General features: G+C 33.8%; 15 protein-coding genes, 1 riboswitch and 1 other annotated feature. Of the genes, 14 read left to right on the forward strand and 1 reads right to left on the reverse strand.

All coding sequences use genetic code 11. From position 1 onward, the window contains the following. The first annotated feature begins 518 nt into the window (after window positions 1-518). From dnaA to gyrA, 6 genes are all read left to right on the forward strand, one after another. Window positions 519-1,880: a chromosomal replication initiator protein DnaA gene (gene dnaA, locus SAMSHR1132_RS00005; protein ID WP_001290429.1), complete on the forward strand. Its 1,362-nt coding sequence runs from the start codon at window positions 519-521 to the stop codon at window positions 1,878-1,880. A gap of 278 nt (window positions 1,881-2,158) precedes the next feature. Next, entirely contained in the window at window positions 2,159-3,292 is a 1,134-nt protein-coding gene (dnaN, locus tag SAMSHR1132_RS00010) for a DNA polymerase III subunit beta (protein WP_000969812.1), read from the forward strand. A 384-nt stretch (window positions 3,293-3,676) separates the two neighbouring features. After that, a complete protein-coding gene (gene yaaA, locus SAMSHR1132_RS00015; protein WP_001789359.1) occupies window positions 3,677-3,922 on the forward strand; it encodes a S4 domain-containing protein YaaA in 246 nt (81 codons plus the stop codon). Continuing rightward, entirely contained in the window at window positions 3,919-5,031 is a 1,113-nt protein-coding gene (gene recF, locus SAMSHR1132_RS00020; protein WP_000774108.1) for a DNA replication/repair protein RecF, read from the forward strand. Before yaaA ends, recF begins: the two co-directional genes overlap by 4 nt. Before the next feature lie 9 nt (window positions 5,032-5,040). Then, window positions 5,041-6,975 (forward strand): DNA topoisomerase (ATP-hydrolyzing) subunit B, encoded by a 1,935-nt coding sequence (gene gyrB / locus SAMSHR1132_RS00025; protein ID WP_000255579.1) that lies wholly within the window; start codon window positions 5,041-5,043, stop codon window positions 6,973-6,975. A 36-nt stretch (window positions 6,976-7,011) separates the two neighbouring features. After that, window positions 7,012-9,681 (forward strand): DNA gyrase subunit A, encoded by a 2,670-nt coding sequence (gyrA, locus tag SAMSHR1132_RS00030; protein WP_000819073.1) that lies wholly within the window; start codon window positions 7,012-7,014, stop codon window positions 9,679-9,681. A gap of 88 nt (window positions 9,682-9,769) precedes the next feature. Here gyrA and SAMSHR1132_RS00035 read toward each other — a convergent pair whose 3' ends face one another. Then, window positions 9,770-10,582 carry an NAD(P)H-hydrate dehydratase gene (locus SAMSHR1132_RS00035; RefSeq protein ID WP_000449218.1) on the reverse strand — a complete coding sequence of 271 codons (813 nt, stop codon included), beginning with the start codon at window positions 10,580-10,582 and terminating at the stop codon, window positions 9,770-9,772. Window positions 10,583-10,906: 324 nt separating this feature from the next. Here SAMSHR1132_RS00035 and hutH point away from each other — a divergent pair, with 324 nt between their 5' ends. The 8 genes from hutH (at window position 10,907) to rplI (ending at window position 20,672) form a co-directional block, all read left to right on the forward strand. Continuing rightward, window positions 10,907-12,421 carry a histidine ammonia-lyase gene (gene hutH, locus SAMSHR1132_RS00040; RefSeq protein WP_000177481.1) on the forward strand — a complete coding sequence of 505 codons (1,515 nt, stop codon included), beginning with the start codon at window positions 10,907-10,909 and terminating at the stop codon, window positions 12,419-12,421. A 74-nt stretch (window positions 12,422-12,495) separates the two neighbouring features. Further along, window positions 12,496-12,710: a binding site (T-box leader), on the forward strand. An 86-nt stretch (window positions 12,711-12,796) separates the two neighbouring features. Continuing rightward, a complete protein-coding gene (gene serS / locus SAMSHR1132_RS00045) occupies window positions 12,797-14,083 on the forward strand; it encodes a serine--tRNA ligase (RefSeq protein ID WP_000884201.1) in 1,287 nt (428 codons plus the stop codon). A 574-nt stretch (window positions 14,084-14,657) separates the two neighbouring features. Next, window positions 14,658-15,353 (forward strand): AzlC family ABC transporter permease, encoded by a 696-nt coding sequence (locus tag SAMSHR1132_RS00050; RefSeq protein ID WP_000200566.1) that lies wholly within the window; start codon window positions 14,658-14,660, stop codon window positions 15,351-15,353. Beyond that, the gene (locus SAMSHR1132_RS00055; RefSeq protein ID WP_000210511.1) at window positions 15,350-15,679 is read left to right on the forward strand and encodes an AzlD domain-containing protein; all 330 of its coding nucleotides are present in this window, start codon (window positions 15,350-15,352) and stop codon (window positions 15,677-15,679) included. Before SAMSHR1132_RS00050 ends, SAMSHR1132_RS00055 begins: the two co-directional genes overlap by 4 nt. Window positions 15,680-15,886: 207 nt before the next feature. Further along, a riboswitch (SAM riboswitch) is annotated at window positions 15,887-15,985 on the forward strand. A gap of 59 nt (window positions 15,986-16,044) precedes the next feature. Continuing rightward, window positions 16,045-17,013, forward strand: a complete 969-nt coding sequence (metX, locus tag SAMSHR1132_RS00060; RefSeq protein ID WP_000186483.1) for a homoserine O-acetyltransferase MetX — start codon at window positions 16,045-16,047, stop codon at window positions 17,011-17,013. Between the two features lie 295 nt (window positions 17,014-17,308). Then, window positions 17,309-18,247: a YybS family protein gene (locus tag SAMSHR1132_RS00065; protein WP_042354529.1), complete on the forward strand. Its 939-nt coding sequence runs from the start codon at window positions 17,309-17,311 to the stop codon at window positions 18,245-18,247. A 14-nt stretch (window positions 18,248-18,261) separates the two neighbouring features. Further along, entirely contained in the window at window positions 18,262-20,229 is a 1,968-nt protein-coding gene (gene gdpP, locus SAMSHR1132_RS00070) for a cyclic-di-AMP phosphodiesterase GdpP (RefSeq protein WP_001081649.1), read from the forward strand. Next, complete coding sequence (gene rplI, locus SAMSHR1132_RS00075; RefSeq protein ID WP_000864301.1) at window positions 20,226-20,672, forward strand: 50S ribosomal protein L9; 447 nt, start codon at window positions 20,226-20,228, stop codon at window positions 20,670-20,672. The genes gdpP and rplI overlap by 4 nt, the downstream gene beginning before the upstream one ends. Window positions 20,673-20,677: the final 5 nt, after the last annotated feature.

The raw sequence follows: 20,677 nt of genomic DNA on the forward strand, positions 1-20,677 counted from the left end.
CGATTAAAGATAGAAATACACAACGCATGCGCTGTAATTTCGTTACAACTCCCACAGAATTCATCTCAAACCTACATATTTACTTAATTTGAATAGCTTATACATTTCTTATACAAGCTCTATAAATTATTTCCCAAACTGTTTTGGTACAAATGCGAATAATTTTATTATAGAAGAGAAAGTTATCCACTTATACACAAAGGTAGTTTTTGAAATTGTGGATAATTAAAAGTTACGCACAAACTTATACTATTTTTAGCAACATATTCACAGCTATTTGACATATAGAGAACTGAAAAAGTATAATTGTGTGGATAAGTCGTCCAACTCATGATTTTATAAGGATTTATTTATTGATTTTTACATGAAAATCACTGTGCATAACTATTAAGCAAGGTAAAGTTATCCACCGATTGTTATTAACTTGTGGATAATTATTAACATGGTGTGTTTAAAAGTTATCCACGGCTGTTATTTTTGTGTATAACTTAAAAATTTAAGAAAGATGGAGTAAATTTATGTCGGAAAAAGAAATTTGGGAAAAAGTGCTTGAAATTGCTCAAGAAAAATTATCAGCTGTAAGTTACTCAACTTTCCTAAAAGATACCGAGCTTTACACGATTAAAGATGGTGAAGCTATCGTATTATCGAGTATTCCTTTTAATGCAAATTGGTTAAATCAACAATATGCTGAAATTATCCAAGCAATCTTATTTGATGTTGTAGGTTATGAAGTGAAACCTCATTTTATTACTACTGAGGAATTAGCAAATTATAGTAATAAAGATGTTTCTACGGTACAGGAAACACCAAAATCTTCTACTGAAACAACTGAAGATAATCATGTGCTTGGTAGAGAGCAATTCAATGCCCATAACACATTTGACACATTTGTAATCGGACCTGGTAACCGCTTCCCACATGCAGCAAGTTTAGCCGTTGCCGAAGCACCAGCAAAAGCGTATAATCCATTATTTATATATGGAGGTGTTGGTTTAGGAAAAACCCATTTAATGCATGCCATTGGTCATCATGTTTTAGATAATAATCCAGATGCCAAAGTGATTTACACATCAAGTGAAAAATTCACAAACGAATTTATCAAATCGATTCGTGATAACGAGGGTGAAGCTTTCAGAGAAAGATATCGTAATATCGACGTCTTATTAATCGATGATATTCAGTTCATACAAAATAAAGTTCAAACGCAAGAAGAATTTTTCTATACTTTTAATGAATTACATCAGAATAACAAGCAAATCGTTATTTCGAGTGATCGACCACCAAAAGAGATTGCACAATTAGAAGATCGATTACGTTCACGCTTTGAATGGGGGCTAATTGTTGATATTACGCCACCAGATTACGAAACTCGAATGGCAATTTTGCAGAAGAAAATTGAAGAAGAGAAATTAGATATTCCACCAGAAGCTTTAAATTATATAGCAAATCAAATTCAATCTAATATTCGTGAATTAGAAGGTGCATTGACACGCTTACTTGCATATTCACAATTATTAGGAAAACCAATTACAACTGAATTAACTGCTGAAGCTTTAAAAGATATCATTCAAGCACCAAAATCTAAGAAAATTACAATTCAAGATATTCAAAAGGTAGTAGGTCAGTACTATAATGTTAGAATTGAAGATTTCAGTGCTAAAAAACGTACAAAGTCAATCGCATATCCGCGTCAAATAGCTATGTACTTATCTAGAGAGCTTACTGATTTTTCATTACCTAAAATTGGTGAAGAATTTGGCGGGCGTGATCACACAACTGTAATCCATGCTCATGAAAAGATATCTAAAGATTTAAAAGAAGATCCTATTTTTAAACAAGAAGTAGAGAATCTTGAAAAAGAAATAAGAAATATTTAAGTAGAAGATAAGTGGGAAATAGAATCTGTTATATAACAGCAATAATAGAAGCTATCTTTTCGTTTATATTTAATAAATGAAATGGCATGATGGTTAAAATCTATTTTGTGGATAATGTTCAAAAGTCATACACACCATACACAAGTTATCAACATGTGTATAACTTTGCAAATTCAATGTTTTTAAGACTTATCCACTAATCCACAGCACCTACTACTATTACTAAGAACTTAAAACCTATATAATTATATGTAAACGACTGGAAGGAGTTTAAATTAATGATGGAATTCACTATTAAAAGAGATTATTTTATTACACAATTAAATGACACATTAAAAGCAATATCACCAAGAACAACATTACCAATTTTAACTGGTATCAAAATCGATGCGAAAGAACATGAAGTGATACTAACTGGTTCAGACTCTGAAATTTCAATTGAAATCACTATTCCTAAAACTGTTGATGGCGAAGATATTGTCAACATTTCAGAAACAGGTTCAGTTGTGTTACCTGGACGATTCTTTGTTGATATTATAAAAAAATTACCTGGTAAAGATGTTAAATTATCTACAAATGAGCAATTCCAAACATTAATTACATCAGGTCATTCTGAATTTAATTTAAGTGGCTTAGATCCAGATCAATATCCTTTATTACCACAAGTTTCTAGAGATGACGCAATTCAATTGTCAGTAAAAGTGCTTAAAAACGTGATTGCACAAACGAATTTCGCAGTGTCCACCTCAGAAACACGCCCAGTATTGACTGGTGTGAACTGGCTTATACAAGAAAATGAATTAATATGCACAGCGACTGACTCACACCGCTTGGCTGTAAGAAAGTTGCAGTTAGAAGATGTTTCTGAAAATAAAAATGTCATCATTCCAGGTAAAGCCTTAGCTGAACTAAATAAAATTATGTCTGATAGTGAAGAAGACATTGATATCTTCTTTGCTTCAAATCAAGTTTTATTCAAAGTAGGAAATGTAAACTTTATTTCTCGATTATTAGAGGGACATTATCCTGATACAACACGTTTATTCCCTGAAAACTATGAAATTAAATTAAGTATAGACAATGGCGAATTTTATCATGCAATTGATCGTGCATCTTTATTAGCACGTGAAGGTGGCAATAACGTTATTAAATTAAGTACAGGTGATGACGTTGTTGAATTGTCTTCTACATCACCAGAAATTGGTACTGTTAAAGAAGAAGTTGATGCAAATGATGTTGAAGGCGGAAACTTAAAAATTTCTTTCAACTCTAAATATATGATGGACGCTTTAAAAGCAATTGATAATGACGAAGTTGAGGTTGAATTCTTTGGTACAATGAAGCCGTTCATTTTAAAACCAAAAGGTGACGACTCAGTAACGCAATTAATTTTACCAATCAGAACATACTAAAAATTAAACAATCATAAAGGATGACGTTTTAATTAACCACGTCATCCTTTATTTTTTGGCAAAAATAATTCTAGATGCGTATGTAAAATAAAAGTGACAGCATTTTAAATGGTAAATAAAAAGCTTGAATGAAATTTATGATAGAAATGTCATGATTTAAATAATTGCGCTTAAATGCCCCTTAAATTTTAAATTTCAAATTACTAACAGATAAATTGAAAATGAATAGTAAAACTTGGTTAAATAGGGCTTTGAAATTAAAATTAGTGATATCAAGAAAAATAATGAATAAATTATTTATATGTAAACGGTTTTTCCCTCTCTTTTAAATGAAATTTGTGACAAAAAAAGGTATAATATATTAATGACATACAAAGAAATGGAGTGATTATTTTGGTTCAAGAAGTTGTAGTAGAAGGCGACATCAATTTAGGTCAATTTCTAAAAACAGAAGGGATTATTGAGTCTGGTGGTCAAGCAAAATGGTTCTTGCAAGACGTTGAAGTATTAATTAATGGAGTGCGTGAAACACGTCGCGGTAAAAAGTTAGAACATCAAGATCGTATAGATATCCCAGAGTTACCTGAAGATGCTGGTTCTTTCTTAATCATTCATCAAGGTGAACAATGAAATTAAATACACTCCAATTAGAAAACTATCGTAACTATGATGAGGTTACGTTGAAGTGTCATCCTGATGTGAATATCCTTATTGGAGAAAATGCACAAGGAAAGACAAATTTACTTGAATCAATCTATACCTTAGCTTTAGCAAAAAGTCATAGAACGAGTAATGATAAGGAACTCATACGTTTCGACGCTGATTATGCTAAAATAGAAGGTGAGCTTAGTTATAGACATGGTACGATGCCATTAACGATGTTTATAACTAAAAAAGGTAAACAAGTCAAAGTGAATCACTTAGAGCAAAGTCGACTAACACAATATGTTGGTCATCTCAATGTGGTTCTTTTTGCGCCAGAAGATTTAAATATTGTTAAAGGCTCTCCTCAAATAAGACGACGCTTTATAGATATGGAGTTGGGCCAAATTTCTGCTGTTTACTTAAATGATTTAGCACAATACCAACGTATTTTAAAGCAAAAGAATAATTACTTGAAACAGTTACAATTAGGTCAGAAAAAGGACCTGACTATGCTGGAAGTTTTAAATCAGCAGTTTGCAGAATATGCTTTAAAGGTGACTGATAAACGTGCGCATTTTATTCAAGAGCTAGAATCATTAGCAAAACCAATTCATGCTGGGATTACAAATGATAGAGAAACGTTGTCGCTGAATTATTTACCTAGTCTTAAATTCGATGATGCTCAAATTGAAGCGGCACGTCTTGAAGAGATTATGTCTATTCTAAGTGATAACATGCAAAGAGAAAAAGAGCGTGGTATTAGCTTGTTTGGACCACATCGAGACGATATTAGTTTTGATGTAAATGGCATGGATGCACAAACATATGGTTCTCAAGGTCAGCAACGTACAACGGCATTGTCCATTAAGTTAGCTGAAATTGAATTAATGAATATCGAAGTTGGGGAATACCCCATCTTATTATTAGACGATGTACTTAGTGAATTAGATGATTCACGTCAAACGCATTTATTAAGTACAATTCAGCATAAAGTACAAACATTTGTCACTACGACATCTGTTGATGGTATTGATCATGAAATTATGAATAACGCTAAATTGTATCGTATTAATCAAGGTGAAATTATAAAGTAACAGAAAGCGATGGTGACTGCATTGTCAGATGTAAACAACACGGATAATTATGGTGCTGGGCAAATACAAGTATTAGAAGGTTTAGAAGCAGTACGTAAAAGACCAGGTATGTATATTGGTTCAACTTCAGAAAGAGGTTTGCACCATTTAGTATGGGAAATCGTTGATAACAGTATCGACGAAGCATTAGCTGGTTATGCAAACCAAATTGAAGTCGTTATTGAAAAAGATAACTGGATTAAAGTAACAGATAACGGACGTGGTATCCCAGTTGATATTCAAGAAAAAATGGGACGTCCAGCTGTCGAAGTTATTTTAACTGTTTTACATGCTGGTGGTAAATTCGGCGGTGGCGGATACAAAGTATCTGGTGGTTTACATGGTGTTGGTTCATCAGTAGTAAACGCATTGTCACAAGACTTAGAAGTATATGTACACAGAAATGAGGCAATCTATCATCAGGCATACAAAAAAGGTGTACCTCAATTTGACTTAAAGGAAGTTGGCACAACTGATAAGACAGGTACTGTCATTCGTTTTAAAGCAGATGGAGAAATCTTCACAGAGACAACAATATATAATTATGAAACGTTACAGCAACGTATTAGAGAGCTTGCTTTCTTAAATAAAGGTATTCAAATTACGTTAAGAGATGAACGTGATGAAGACAATATTCGAGAAGACTCCTATCACTATGAAGGGGGTATTAAATCGTACGTTGAATTATTAAATGAAAAGAAAGAACCAATTCATGATGAACCAATTTATATACATCAATCTAAAGATGATATTGAAGTGGAAATTGCGATTCAATACAACTCGGGATATGCTACGAATCTGTTAACTTACGCAAATAATATTCATACGTATGAAGGTGGTACGCATGAAGATGGATTTAAACGTGCATTAACACGCGTTTTAAACAGTTATGGTTTAAGTAGCAAGATTATGAAAGAAGACAAAGATAGACTTTCTGGTGAAGATACACGTGAAGGTATGACAGCAATTATATCTATCAAACATGGTGATCCTCAGTTTGAAGGTCAAACAAAGACGAAATTAGGTAACTCTGAAGTACGTCAAGTTGTAGATAAATTGTTCTCTGAGCATTTTGAAAGATTTTTATATGAAAATCCACAAGTAGCACGTACGGTTGTTGAAAAAGGTATTATGGCGGCACGTGCGCGTGTTGCAGCGAAAAAAGCGCGTGAAGTAACGCGTCGTAAGTCAGCATTAGATGTTGCGAGTTTACCAGGTAAATTAGCAGATTGTTCTAGTAAAAGTCCTGAAGAATGTGAAATCTTCTTAGTCGAGGGTGACTCTGCCGGGGGGTCTACAAAATCCGGCCGTGACTCTAGAACGCAAGCCATTCTTCCGTTACGAGGAAAAATATTAAACGTTGAAAAGGCTCGATTAGACCGAATCTTAAACAATAATGAAATTCGTCAAATGATTACAGCATTCGGTACAGGTATCGGTGGCGATTTTGATTTAGCAAAAGCACGCTACCATAAAATCGTAATTATGACCGATGCAGATGTCGATGGTGCGCATATTAGAACATTGTTACTTACATTCTTCTATCGATTTATGAGACCGTTAATCGAAGCAGGTTATGTGTACATTGCACAACCACCATTATATAAATTAACACAAGGTAAACAAAAATATTATGTATACAATGATAGGGAACTTGAAAAACTTAAATCTGAATTGAACCCAACGCCAAAATGGTCAATTGCACGATACAAAGGTCTTGGAGAAATGAATGCAGATCAATTATGGGAAACAACTATGAATCCTGAACACCGTGCATTATTACAAGTGAAACTTGAAGATGCTATTGAAGCGGACCAAACATTTGAAATGTTAATGGGTGACGTTGTAGAAAACCGTAGACAATTTATAGAAGATAATGCAGTTTATGCAAACTTAGACTTCTAAGCGCTGTGAACTGAACTTTTGAAGGAGGATCTCTTGATGGCTGAATTACCTCAATCAAGAATAAATGAACGAAATATTACCAGTGAAATGCGTGAATCATTTTTAGATTATGCGATGAGTGTTATTGTTGCTCGTGCATTGCCAGATGTTCGTGACGGTTTAAAACCAGTACATCGTCGTATACTTTATGGATTGAATGAACAAGGTATGACACCGGATAAATCATATAAAAAATCAGCACGTATCGTTGGTGACGTAATGGGTAAATATCACCCTCATGGTGACTCATCTATTTATGAAGCAATGGTACGTATGGCTCAAGATTTTAGTTATCGTTATCCGCTTGTTGATGGTCAAGGTAACTTTGGTTCAATGGATGGAGACGGTGCAGCAGCAATGCGTTATACTGAGGCACGTATGACTAAAATTACGCTTGAACTGTTACGTGATATTAATAAAGATACAATAGATTTTATCGATAACTATGATGGTAATGAAAGAGAGCCGTCAGTCTTACCAGCACGTTTCCCTAACTTATTAGCAAACGGTGCATCAGGTATTGCTGTAGGTATGGCAACAAATATTCCACCACATAACTTAACAGAATTAATCAATGGGGTGCTTAGTTTAAGTAAGAATCCTGATATTTCAATAGCTGAGTTGATGGAGGATATTGAAGGTCCTGATTTCCCAACTGCTGGACTTATTTTAGGTAAAAGTGGAATTAGACGTGCTTATGAAACAGGTCGTGGTTCAATTCAAATGCGCTCTCGAGCGGAAATTGAAGAACGTGGCGGTGGTCGTCAACGTATTGTTGTGACTGAAATTCCTTTCCAAGTGAATAAAGCACGTATGATTGAAAAAATTGCAGAGCTAGTGCGCGACAAAAAAATTGATGGTATCACTGACTTACGAGACGAAACAAGTTTACGTACAGGTGTGAGAGTAGTCATTGATGTTCGTAAGGATGCAAATGCTAGTGTCATTTTAAATAACTTATATAAACAAACGCCACTTCAAACATCATTTGGTGTGAATATGATTGCACTTGTAAATGGCAGACCAAAACTTATTAATTTAAAAGAAGCTTTGGTACATTACTTAGAGCATCAAAAGACAGTTGTTAGAAGACGTACGCAATATAATTTACGTAAAGCTAAAGATCGTGCCCACATTTTAGAAGGGTTACGTATTGCGTTAGATCACATCGACGAAATTATTTCAACGATTCGTGAATCAGATACAGATAAAATTGCCATGGAAAGCTTGCAACAACGCTTTAAACTTTCTGAGAAACAAGCACAAGCAATTTTAGACATGCGTTTGAGACGTTTAACAGGTTTAGAACGTGACAAAATTGAAGCAGAATATAATGAGTTATTAAATTATATTAGTGAATTAGAAGCAATCTTAGCTGATGAAGAAGTGTTATTACAGTTAGTTAGAGATGAATTAACAGAAATTCGAGATCGTTTTGGTGATGACCGTCGTACTGAAATTCAATTAGGTGGATTTGAAGATTTAGAAGATGAAGACCTCATTCCAGAAGAACAAATTGTAATTACATTGAGCCATAATAACTACATTAAACGTTTGCCGGTATCTACATATCGTGCTCAAAACCGTGGTGGTCGTGGTGTTCAAGGTATGAATACATTAGAAGAAGACTTCGTTAGTCAATTAGTAACGTTAAGTACACATGACCATGTATTGTTCTTTACTAACAAAGGTCGCGTATACAAACTTAAAGGTTATGAAGTGCCTGAGTTATCTAGACAATCTAAAGGTATTCCTGTAGTGAATGCTATTGAACTTGAAAATGATGAAGTCATTAGTACAATGATTGCTGTAAAAGACCTTGAAAGTGAAGAAAACTTCTTAGTGTTTGCAACGAAACGTGGAATTGTAAAACGTTCAGCATTAAGTAACTTCTCAAGAATTAACAGAAATGGTAAGATTGCTATTTCATTTAGAGAAGATGACGAGTTAATCGCAGTACGTTTAACAAGTGGTCAAGAAGATATCTTGATTGGTACTTCTCATGCATCATTAATTCGATTCCCTGAATCAACATTACGTCCTTTAGGTCGAACTGCAACAGGTGTGAAAGGGATTACACTTCGTGAAGGTGACGAAGTTGTAGGGCTTGATGTAGCTCATGCAAATAGTGTTGATGAAGTATTAGTTGTTACTGAAAATGGCTATGGTAAACGTACGCCAGTAAATGACTATCGCTTATCAAATCGTGGTGGTAAAGGTATTAAGACTGCAACGATTACTGAACGTAACGGTAATGTTGTTTGTATTACAACTGTTACTGGTGAAGAAGATTTAATGATTGTTACAAATGCAGGTGTTATTATTCGACTAGACGTTGCAGATATTTCGCAAAATGGTCGTGCAGCACAAGGTGTTCGTTTAATTCGCTTAGGTGATGATCAATTTGTTTCTACTGTTGCTAAAGTAAAAGAAGATGCAGAAGATGAAGCAAATGAAGATGAGCAATCAACTTCAGCTGTATCTGAAGATGGTACAGAGCAACGACATGAAGCGGTTGTAAATGATGAAACACCAGGAAATGCAATTCATACTGAAGTGATTGAATCAGAAGAAACTGATGATGATGGACGTATTGAAGTAAGACAAGATTTCATGGATCGTGTTGAAGAAGATATACAACAAGCATCAGATGATGATGAAGAATAATATAAAAAATAAGACTTCCCTGAATGTAGGGGAGTCTTATTTTTATGCTAGAAAGCAATGCTATACTATATTCAATGATTAGTAATGATTAACTTTCTAATTGCTTCATTGCGTATGGTATTTCATTGATAAGTCTTGATGGTGGCACCACATACATATCTTTTGCAAGGTTTTCACCAATGAAACTATGTGTATATGTGGCACTCATAACCGCTTCTTTTAAGTTATCGAATTGACCGACAAAACTTGTAATCATACCGGCAAGTGTATCACCCATACCTCCAGTAGCCATCGCAGGGCTACCAATTGTCAATTTAAAGTCTTCATCTTTAAAGAAAATTTCAGTACCATGTTTTTTAAGTACAACTGTTGCACCTAAACGATCTACCGCTTCACGATTACGTTCATATGTTTGTTCCTCAATTGGGATACCGCTTAAACGTTCCCATTCTTTAAGGTGAGGAGTAAATATGACACGACATGTAGGTAATTGTGGTTTAAGTTTACTAAAAATTGTAATTGCATCACCATCGACAATCAAGTTTTGATGTGGTTGTATATTTTGTAATAGGAATGTAATGGCATTATTCCCTTTAAAATCAACACCAAGTCCGGGACCAATAAGGATACTATCAGTCATTTCAATCATTTTCGTTAACATTTTCGTATCATTAATATCGATAACCATGGCTTCTGGACAGCGCGAATGTAATGCTGAGTGATTTGTTGGATGTGTTGCTACAGTGATTAAACCACTACCGCTAAATACACATGCACGAGCCGCTAACATAATGGCACCACCTAAGTTAGCAGATCCACCAATTAATAAAATTTTGCCATAATCACCTTTATGTGAATCTTCTTTACGCTTAGGAATGTTAATAGAATTTAACGTTTCCATAGTGATATAACCTCCCATGTAAAAGCTTTTCCAAATATATTCAATTTTAAAAATATATAGTAAGTTTTAACAAAATGTATTATAAATATGTGAATTCATTATTATTTGTCGTTAAATACAATAGAAAATACTATACCTGTATATGCAATTCGTCAATAGATAAATTATTAAATATACTTGCAACAATATTATTATCCTTTAATACGCTACAATAGTGCTCTGATAATAGGTTATAAATGTACTTAAAACCATTGTTTCAATAAATATGAAAACGTATACTTCAAGAAGGATGGGTTTCTTAATATTAACAAGGGGGTAACATGTATGACATTATATTTAGATGGAGAAACACTAACAATTGAGGGTATTAAATCATTTTTACAACAACAATCTAAGATAGAAATTGTTGATGAGGCATTAGAGCGTGTCAAAAAAAGTAGAGATGTAGTTGAACGTATTATTGAAAATGAAGAAACAGTTTATGGCATTACAACAGGATTCGGATTATTTAGTGATGTGCGTATAGACCCAACACAATACAATGAATTACAAGTGAACCTTATACGTTCACATGCTTGTGGATTAGGTGAGCCATTTTCAAAAGAAGTAGCGCTCGTCATGATGGTATTAAGATTAAACACATTATTAAAGGGGCATTCAGGTGCTACTTTAGACCTCGTAAGACAATTACAATTCTTCGTAAATGAGCGTATTATACCAGTGATTCCGCAACAAGGTTCGCTTGGTGCATCAGGAGATTTAGCGCCACTATCACATTTAGCATTAGCATTAATTGGTGAAGGAAAAGTGTTTTATAAAGATATAGAAATGGATAGTGCAGACGTATTAAAGCAATTAGATAGACCACCTTTGAAACTGCAGGCTAAAGAAGGTTTAGCATTGATTAATGGTACGCAAGCTATGACAGCACAAGGTGTCATTAGTTATATAGAGGCAGAAGATTTAGGATATCAATCTGAATGGATTGCAGCATTAACACATCAGTCGCTCAATGGCATTATAGATGCATATCGTCATGAAGTGCACGCTGTTCGAAATTTTCAGGAACAAATTAATGTGGCAGCACGCATGCGTGATTGGTTAGAAGGATCAAAATTAACAACCCGACAAGCAGAAATTCGTGTACAAGACGCATATACGCTACGTTGCATTCCACAAATTCATGGCGCAAGTTTTCAAGTATTTAACTATGTTAAACAACAATTAGAATTTGAAATGAATGCGGCTAATGATAATCCATTAATATTTGAGGAAACAGATGAAACATTAGTCATTTCAGGTGGTAACTTCCATGGCCAACCGATTGCCTTTGCTTTGGATCATCTTAAATTAGGTGTAAGTGAATTAGCGAATGTATCTGAGCGTCGTCTTGAGAGATTAGTAAATCCTCAGTTAAATGGCGATTTACCAGCATTTCTTAGTCCGGAGCCAGGATTGCAAAGTGGCGCAATGATTATGCAATATGCTGCAGCAAGCCTTGTTTCTGAAAATAAAACTTTAGCTCATCCTGCAAGTGTAGATTCTATTACATCGTCTGCAAATCAAGAAGATCATGTATCTATGGGCACCACAGCAGCTAGACATGGTTATCAAATTATTGAAAATGCAAGACGTGTGCTGTCAATTGAGTGTGTGATTGCATTACAAGCAGCAGAGTTGAAAGGTATTGAAGGATTATCACCAAAAACACGTCGTAAATATGAAGAGTTTCGAAGCATAGTGCCTTCTATTACACATGATCGTCAATTTCATAAAGATATTGAAGCGGTTGCACATTATTTAAAGCAATCTCTTTATCAAACGTCTGGATGTCATTAAATCGACATGAAGTAAGTTCTTAATCGTCACTTGAAAAAGCAAATATAGTTTGCTATATTAAAACTAACTTAATAAGATATTGTTCGTAGGACAAGTAATATACGGTGTTTGATGTCAGAGAGCTTGTGGTTAGTGTGAACAAGAATCAACCTATATATGAATCTACCTACTTAATTGAAAGAACAATCGGTAATAACCGTTATTTTAGTGAAGTGCAATTTAGATTTTAGTGTATAACTATATCTAAAATTGTTAAATAGGGTGGCAACGCGTAGACCACGTCCCTTGTAGGGATGTGGTCTTTTTTTATTTTCAAAAATAAAATGCATGTTACTCAATAATAAATGATAATTTTTTGGGAAAGGATGAATGTTAATGTTAGATATTAAACTTTTTAGAAATGAGCCTGATCAAGTTAAGAGCAAAATTGAATTACGCGGAGATGATCCAAAAGTTGTAGATGAAATTTTAGAATTGGATGAGCAACGACGTAAATTGATTAGTGCTACAGAAGAAATGAAAGCACGTCGTAATAAAGTAAGTGAAGAAATTGCTTTAAAAAAACGTAATAAAGAAAATGCCGATGATGTAATAGCTGAAATGCGCACATTAGGTGACGATATTAAAGAAAAAGATAATCAATTAAATGAAATAGATAATAAAATGACAAGTATACTTTGTCGTATTCCGAACTTAATTAGTGATGATGTACCTCAAGGTGAATCTGACGAAGATAACGTTGAAGTTAAAAAGTGGGGTACACCACGTGAATTTGATTTTGAACCAAAAGCACATTGGGACATTGTTGAAGAATTAAAAATGGCTGATTTTGATCGTGCAGCTAAAGTTTCAGGTGCGCGTTTTGTATACTTAACAAATGAAGGTGCGCAATTAGAACGTGCTTTAATGAATTATATGATTACAAAACATACAACACAACATGGTTATACAGAAATGATGGTACCACAACTTGTGAACGCAGATACAATGTATGGTACAGGTCAATTACCTAAATTTGAAGAAGATTTATTTAAAGTAGAAAAAGAAGGATTATATACAATTCCAACTGCTGAAGTACCTTTAACGAATTTCTATCGTAATGAAATTATTCAACCAGGTGTACTTCCTGAAAAATTCACTGGTCAATCTGCATGTTTCCGAAGTGAAGCGGGATCAGCTGGTAGAGATACAAGAGGGTTAATTCGTTTACACCAATTCGATAAAGTAGAAATGGTACGTTTCGAACAACCAGAAGATTCATGGAATGCTTTAGAAGAAATGACAACAAATGCAGAAGCAATTCTAGAAGAATTAGGCTTACCATATCGTCGTGTTATTTTATGTACTGGTGATATCGGTTTTAGCGCAAGTAAAACATATGATTTAGAAGTTTGGTTACCAAGTTACAATGACTATAAAGAAATTAGTTCATGTTCTAACTGTACTGATTTCCAAGCGCGTCGTGCAAATATTCGATTCAAACGTGATAAAGCAGCTAAACCAGAATTAGCACATACATTAAATGGTAGTGGTTTAGCAGTTGGACGTACATTTGCTGCTATCGTTGAAAACTACCAAAATGAAGATGGAACAGTAACAATTCCAGAAGCATTAGTACCATTTATGGGTGGTAAAACACAAATTTCAAAACCAGTTAAATAATTAAAGATTTGTAATAAAAAGTGGTGACGAATCTGTCACCACTTTTTTGTTGCGAAAATTAATATTATGGAGCCATCGTTAACAGCTCATATGAATAAAATTTTTACTCTATTTGTCAATATAATTATGGAGCCAACGATGAATCATCCTGATGGACGAAAGCTATATTAACTATCACCATATTTAATGATGCGGTGCACATATACTACTCTTGATGCATGAATAGGAAGCGTTATTACATATAAATATTATCAGAGGAGGGGGAAGGGGAGGAGATGTGGAATAAAGAGTGAGACAAACAGCATAAAAAATATGGAAAAATGCCTAAAAGAACATTATTAAAACACTTCAATGCAAGACGAAAATTTTATATAAACGTAGGGATGTCTTAAGTTTTTATTCAAAAATTCTGACAAATAAAATACTACAACAAAAGCGTTTTGAAACTCACGTAAGTCTAACGTAAGACAAACCGAAGTCTAAAAATATTGCTTGTGTATATGAAGTGTATTAGACTAGGTATATTATTTTTACGTAATTATAAACATTAAAAATATTAAAGGAGGGTGAACAGATGACATCGCATTTAAGTTTCAGGCAAGGCGTAAAAGAATGTATTCCTACTTTGTTTGGTTATGCAGGTGTTGGTATTTCGTTTGGCATTGTAGCGGCATCACAAAATTTCAGTATTTTAGAAATCACATTGTTATGTCTTATTATATACGCTGGTGCTGCTCAATTTATTATGTGCGCGTTGTTTATTGCAGGAACGCCAATATCAGCGATTGTATTAACTACATTCATTGTAAATTCTAGAATGTTCCTCTTGAGTATGTCGCTTGCGCCAAATTACAAAACATATGGGTTTTGGAACCGTATAGGATTAGGTTCATTAGTAACTGATGAAACATTTGGTGTTGCCATTACACCTTATTTAAAAGGAGAACCCATCAATGATCGATGGCTGCACGGTCTGAATATAACGGCATATTTATTTTGGACAGTTTCATCTGTAGCTGGGGCTTTATTTGGAAAATATATTTCAAATCCGCAAGCATTAGGTTTAGATTTTGCCATTACAGCCATGTTTATCTTTTTGGCAATTGCACAATTCGAATCAATCACTAAGTCACGATTAAGAATATACATTGTATTAGTTATTGTAGTAATTGTAATGATGTTATCTTTAAGCTTATTTATGCCTTCTTACCTTGCCATATTATTTGCAGCAACAATTGCGGCTGCGTTAGGAGTGATGATGGAACGATGACAACGAATATGAACATGTTAATACTTATTTTATTATGCGGCATCGTAACATTACTAATTCGAATCATTCCTTTTATCATGATTTCTAAAGTACAGTTACCAGATGTCGTTGTTCGATGGCTTTCATTTATTCCTATTACATTATTTACGGCACTGGTCATCGATAGCATCATTCAACAAACATCACATAGCGATGGATATACACTGAATATACCTTATATCATTGCATTAATTCCTACTGTTGTTTTATCAATAATTACACGCAGTTTAACTATTACAATTATTAGTGGGATTATTATCATGGCTGCACTAAGATTTTTCTTTTAAAAATACTTTAAAATCATTGAACAGATATTTAAACTTAGGTAAACTGATATTAATCAGAAAATTCTGATACAAAAATCGTTTGTAGAGATATGGGAAATCATAAATATAAAACGGTTTGGTTAATCGCATGATTTTGATAACAATGTTTTCAAATGATAAAAAGTAATTCATGACTTAAACTCAACTAAACACATAACAATTTCATATGTCTTATTGTGAGAAGTTGAGGGACTTGGCCCTGTGATACTTCAGCAACCGACTTTATAGCACGGTGCTAAAACCAACGAGTTACTCGAATGATAAGTATATAAACTTCTTACTTTTCAATAGGGTAAGAAGTTTTTTTATTTAAGGAGGAAAGGACAATGACAAATTACACAGTAGATACTTTAAATTTAGGGGAATTTATAACAGAATCTGGGGAAGTCATAGATAATTTACGTTTACGATACGAACATGTAGGTTATTATGGACAACCATTAGTTGTAGTTTGTCATGCATTAACCGGTAACCATTTAACATATGGTACAGATGATAATCCGGGATGGTGGCGAGAAATTATTGATGGTGGATATGTGCCCATCAACGACTATCAATTTTTAACTTTTGATGTCATAGGAAGTCCATTTGGCTCAAGTTCACCTTTGAACGATGCTCAATTTCCTAAAAAGCTAACATTACGAGATATCGTTAGAGCTAACGAATTAGGTATTCGAGCACTTGGATATGACAAAATTAATATATTAATAGGTGGGAGTCTTGGTGGTATGCAAGCTATGGAATTATTGTATAACCAACAATTTCAAGTAGATAAAGCTATCATTCTTGCTGCTACTAGTAGAACTTCGTCATACAGCAGAGCTTTCAATGAGATTGCAAGACAAGCGATTCATATTGGTGGTAAAGAAGGATTGAGTATTGCACGTCAGTTAGGTTTTTTGACATATCGGTCATCTAAAAGTTACGATGAACGTTTCACACCAGAAGAAGTCGTAGCATATCAACAACATCAAGGTAATAAATTTAAAGAGCGTTTCGACTTGAAGTGCTATTTAACACTGCTTGATGTTTTAGACAGCCACAACATTGACCGCGGTCGTACTGATGTAACCCATGTTTTTAAAAATTTAGAAACAAAAGTTTTAACAATGGGATTTATTGATGATTTATTATATCCAGATGATCAAGTACGTGCCTTAGGTGAACGATTTAAATATCACCGTCATTTCTTTGTGCCTGATAACGTAGGTCATGATGGATTCCTACTAAATTTTAATACGTGGGCACCTAATTTATATCATTTTTTAAATTTAAAGCATTTCAAACGTAAGTAATATCATTTTATTTGTCTTAAAAATGAGACGTTTAAACTATAGTTACTAAATTTGAATAATTTTAAATAAATGACATAAATAACTAATAGAAATGACTGTATCTAAAATGCGATATAGTAATCGTGAAAAATTGAAGCATAATGGCTTTAAAGGAAATAATATAACAATCTAAATGGCATGCGTTGAAAGATGCAAAACAACAAAAATAATAATCAATTAAATGTGATAGAAAGAGATAACCTATAAATTGTTAATTTCTATTAAAGAGGTTAAAATAATAGCTATAGTTAAAAATATGGGAGTGGCTTATGTGTTTTCAAAAATACAACCTAAAGCAACAATGATTGCAACAATAATGTTGATATTTGTCGCTTTAGCTTTATATCAAATGCCTGGTTTAGGACTAGTATTTGCATTATTTGCAACCATACCAGGTATCGTTTTATGGAATAAATCAACACAATCTTTTGGAATTAGTGCACTTATTACAGTGATTATAACAACCATTCTAGGTAATACTTTCGTGTTAAGTGCTATTATATTAGTCTTAATCGCAAGTTTAATTATCGGTCAATTATTAAAAGAAAAGACATCTAAAGAGAGAATTCTATACGTAACAACTGTAGCGATGAGTTTGATTTCATTAATCGCATTCATGTTACTTCAAACGTTCGGGAAAATTCCTTCCTCAGCAAGCTTAGTAAAACCTTTTAAACAATCACTTCATGAAGTGATTACGATGAGTGGCGTCGATGCAAATATGACCCAAATGCTAGAAGAAGGGTTTAGACAAGCGACCGTTCAATTACCTGGTTTCATCATTATCATTACATTTTTTATTGTCTTAATTAACTTAATCGTTACATTTCCGATTTTACGAAAATTTAAAATCGCAACACCAGTGTTTAAGCCACTTTTCGCATGGCAAATGAGCGGAATTTTATTATGGATATATATTATTGTCCTTATATGCTTGTTATTTACAAGTCAACCAAGTGTGTTCCAGAGCATACTTTTAAATTTCCAACTTGTGTTATCATTAGTGATGTATATTCAAGGTTTAAGTGTTATTCATTTCTTTGGTAAAGCGAAAGGTTTGCCGAATGCAGTAACGATTTTACTATTGATTATCGGTACATTATTGACACCTACGACACATATTGTAGGATTACTTGGTGTTATCGATTTAAGTTTGAATTTGAAGCGAATCATGAAAAATAATTCTAAAAAGTGAATAGAGGTGGAATAATGAATCGGCAGTCCACTAAGAAAGCTTTACTAATACCATTTGTCATCATGATTATCACAGCAATTGTTTTAATGGGTGTATGGTTTATCTTTAATAGTCTTATAGCATTAATTGCATCTATCGTTCTTGTCGTGATGATTATTGTTAGCGTCATTTTATTTAGACAAGCTTTAATGAAAATGGATAATTATGTAGATGATTTGAGTGCCCAAATTTCAACAACGAATAATAAAGCAATCAAACATTTACCAATAGGTATAATTGTTTTAGATGAAAATGACCATATCGAATGGGTTAACCAATTCATGACGGATCATATGGAAGCAAATGTCATTTCAGAATCTGTGAATGAAGTATTTCCTAACATTTTAAAGCAATTAGATAGAGTGAAATCTGTTGAAATAGAATATAATCAGTATCATTTCCAAGTACGTTATTCAGAGCATGATCACTGTCTCTATTTCTTTGATATAACTGAACAAGTACAAACAAATGAGTTATATGAAAACTCTAAACCGATTATTGCGACATTATTTTTAGATAACTACGATGAGATTACGCAAAATATGAATGACACACAGCGTTCGGAAATTAATTCTATGGTGACGCGTGTCATTAGTCGATGGGCGACAGAATATAACATATTCTTTAAAAGATATAGTTCTGATCAATTTGTAGCATATTTAAACCAAAAAATATTAGCGGACTTAGAAGAGTCTAAATTTGATATTTTAAGTCAATTACGTGAAAAGAGTGTTGGTTATCGTGCTCAATTAACATTAAGTATCGGTGTTGGTGAAGGTACTGAAAACTTAATCGATTTAGGTGAGTTGTCTCAATCAGGATTGGACTTAGCATTAGGACGTGGCGGTGACCAAGTTGCTATTAAGAGTATTAATGGCAATGTGCGTTTTTACGGTGGTAAGACTGACCCGATGGAGAAACGTACTCGTGTAAGAGCACGTGTTATCTCACATGCATTAAAAGATATCCTTGCAGAAGGTGACAAAGTTATTATTATGGGACATAAACGTCCTGACTTAGATGCAATCGGTGCGGCAATTGGGGTATCTCGATTTGCGATGATGAACAATTTAGAAGCGTACATCGTATTGAATGAGTCAGATATTGATCCAACATTACGACGTGTTATGAATGAAATTGATAAAAAGCCAGAGTTAAGAGAGCGATTTATTACATCAGATGATGCTTGGGATATGATGACATCTAAGACAACCGTAGTGATTGTTGATACACATAAACCGGAACTTGTTTTAGATGAAAATGTCTTAAATAAAGCAAACCGTAAAGTTGTTATCGATCATCATAGACGTGGTGAAAGCTTCATTTCTAATCCGTTGTTGGTATATATGGAACCATATGCAAGTTCAACAGCAGAACTTGTAACAGAATTACTGGAGTACCAACCAACAGAACAACGTTTAACACGTCTTGAATCAACTGTAATGTATGCAGGTATTATTGTAGATACAAGAAACTTCACATTACGTACAGGTTCAAGAACGTTTGATGCAGCAAGTTATTTACGTGCTCATGGGGCAGATACGATTTTAACCCAACATTTCTTAAAAGATGATGTGGATACGTACATTAATCGATCTGAACTTATTCGAACAGTAAAAGTTGAAGATAATGGCATAGCAATTGCCCATGGTTCAGAAGATAAAATTTATCACCCAGTAACAGTTGCGCAAGCGGCAGATGAACTGTTAAGTTTAGAAGGTATAGAAGCATCGTATGTTGTTGCGAGACGTGAAGATAATTTGATAGGTATATCAGCACGCTCACTCGGTTCAGTAAATGTCCAACTAACAATGGAAGCGCTTGGTGGCGGTGGGCATTTAACTAATGCTGCAACACAACTTAAAGGTGTTACAGTTGAACAAGCGATAGCACAATTACAACAAGCAATTACAGAACAATTAAGTAGGAGTGAAGATGCATGAAAGTAATTTTTACACAAGATGTTAAAGGTAAAGGTAAAAAAGGTGAAGTTAAAGAAGTACCAGTAGGTTATGCAAATAACTTCTTATTGAAAAAGAATTATGCAGTCGAAGCAACACCAGGTAACCTTAAACAATTAGAGTTACAGAAAAAACGTGCAAAAGAAGAAAGACAACAAGAAATTGAAGATGCTAAAGCATTAAAAGAAACATTATCAAATATCGAAGTTGAAGTATCAGCTAAAACTGGTGAAGGCGGTAAGTTGTTTGGTTCAGTAAGTACGAAACAAATTGCTGAAGCATTAAAAGCGCAACACGATATTAAAATCGATAAACGTAAAATGGATTTACCAAACGGAATTCATTCCCTAGGATATACGAATGTACCAGTTAAATTGGATAAAGAAGTTGAAGGTACAATTCGCGTACACACAGTTGAACAATAAAGTTG

Source organism: Staphylococcus argenteus, from assembly GCF_000236925.1.
Lineage (GTDB): Bacteria > Bacillota > Bacilli > Staphylococcales > Staphylococcaceae > Staphylococcus > Staphylococcus argenteus.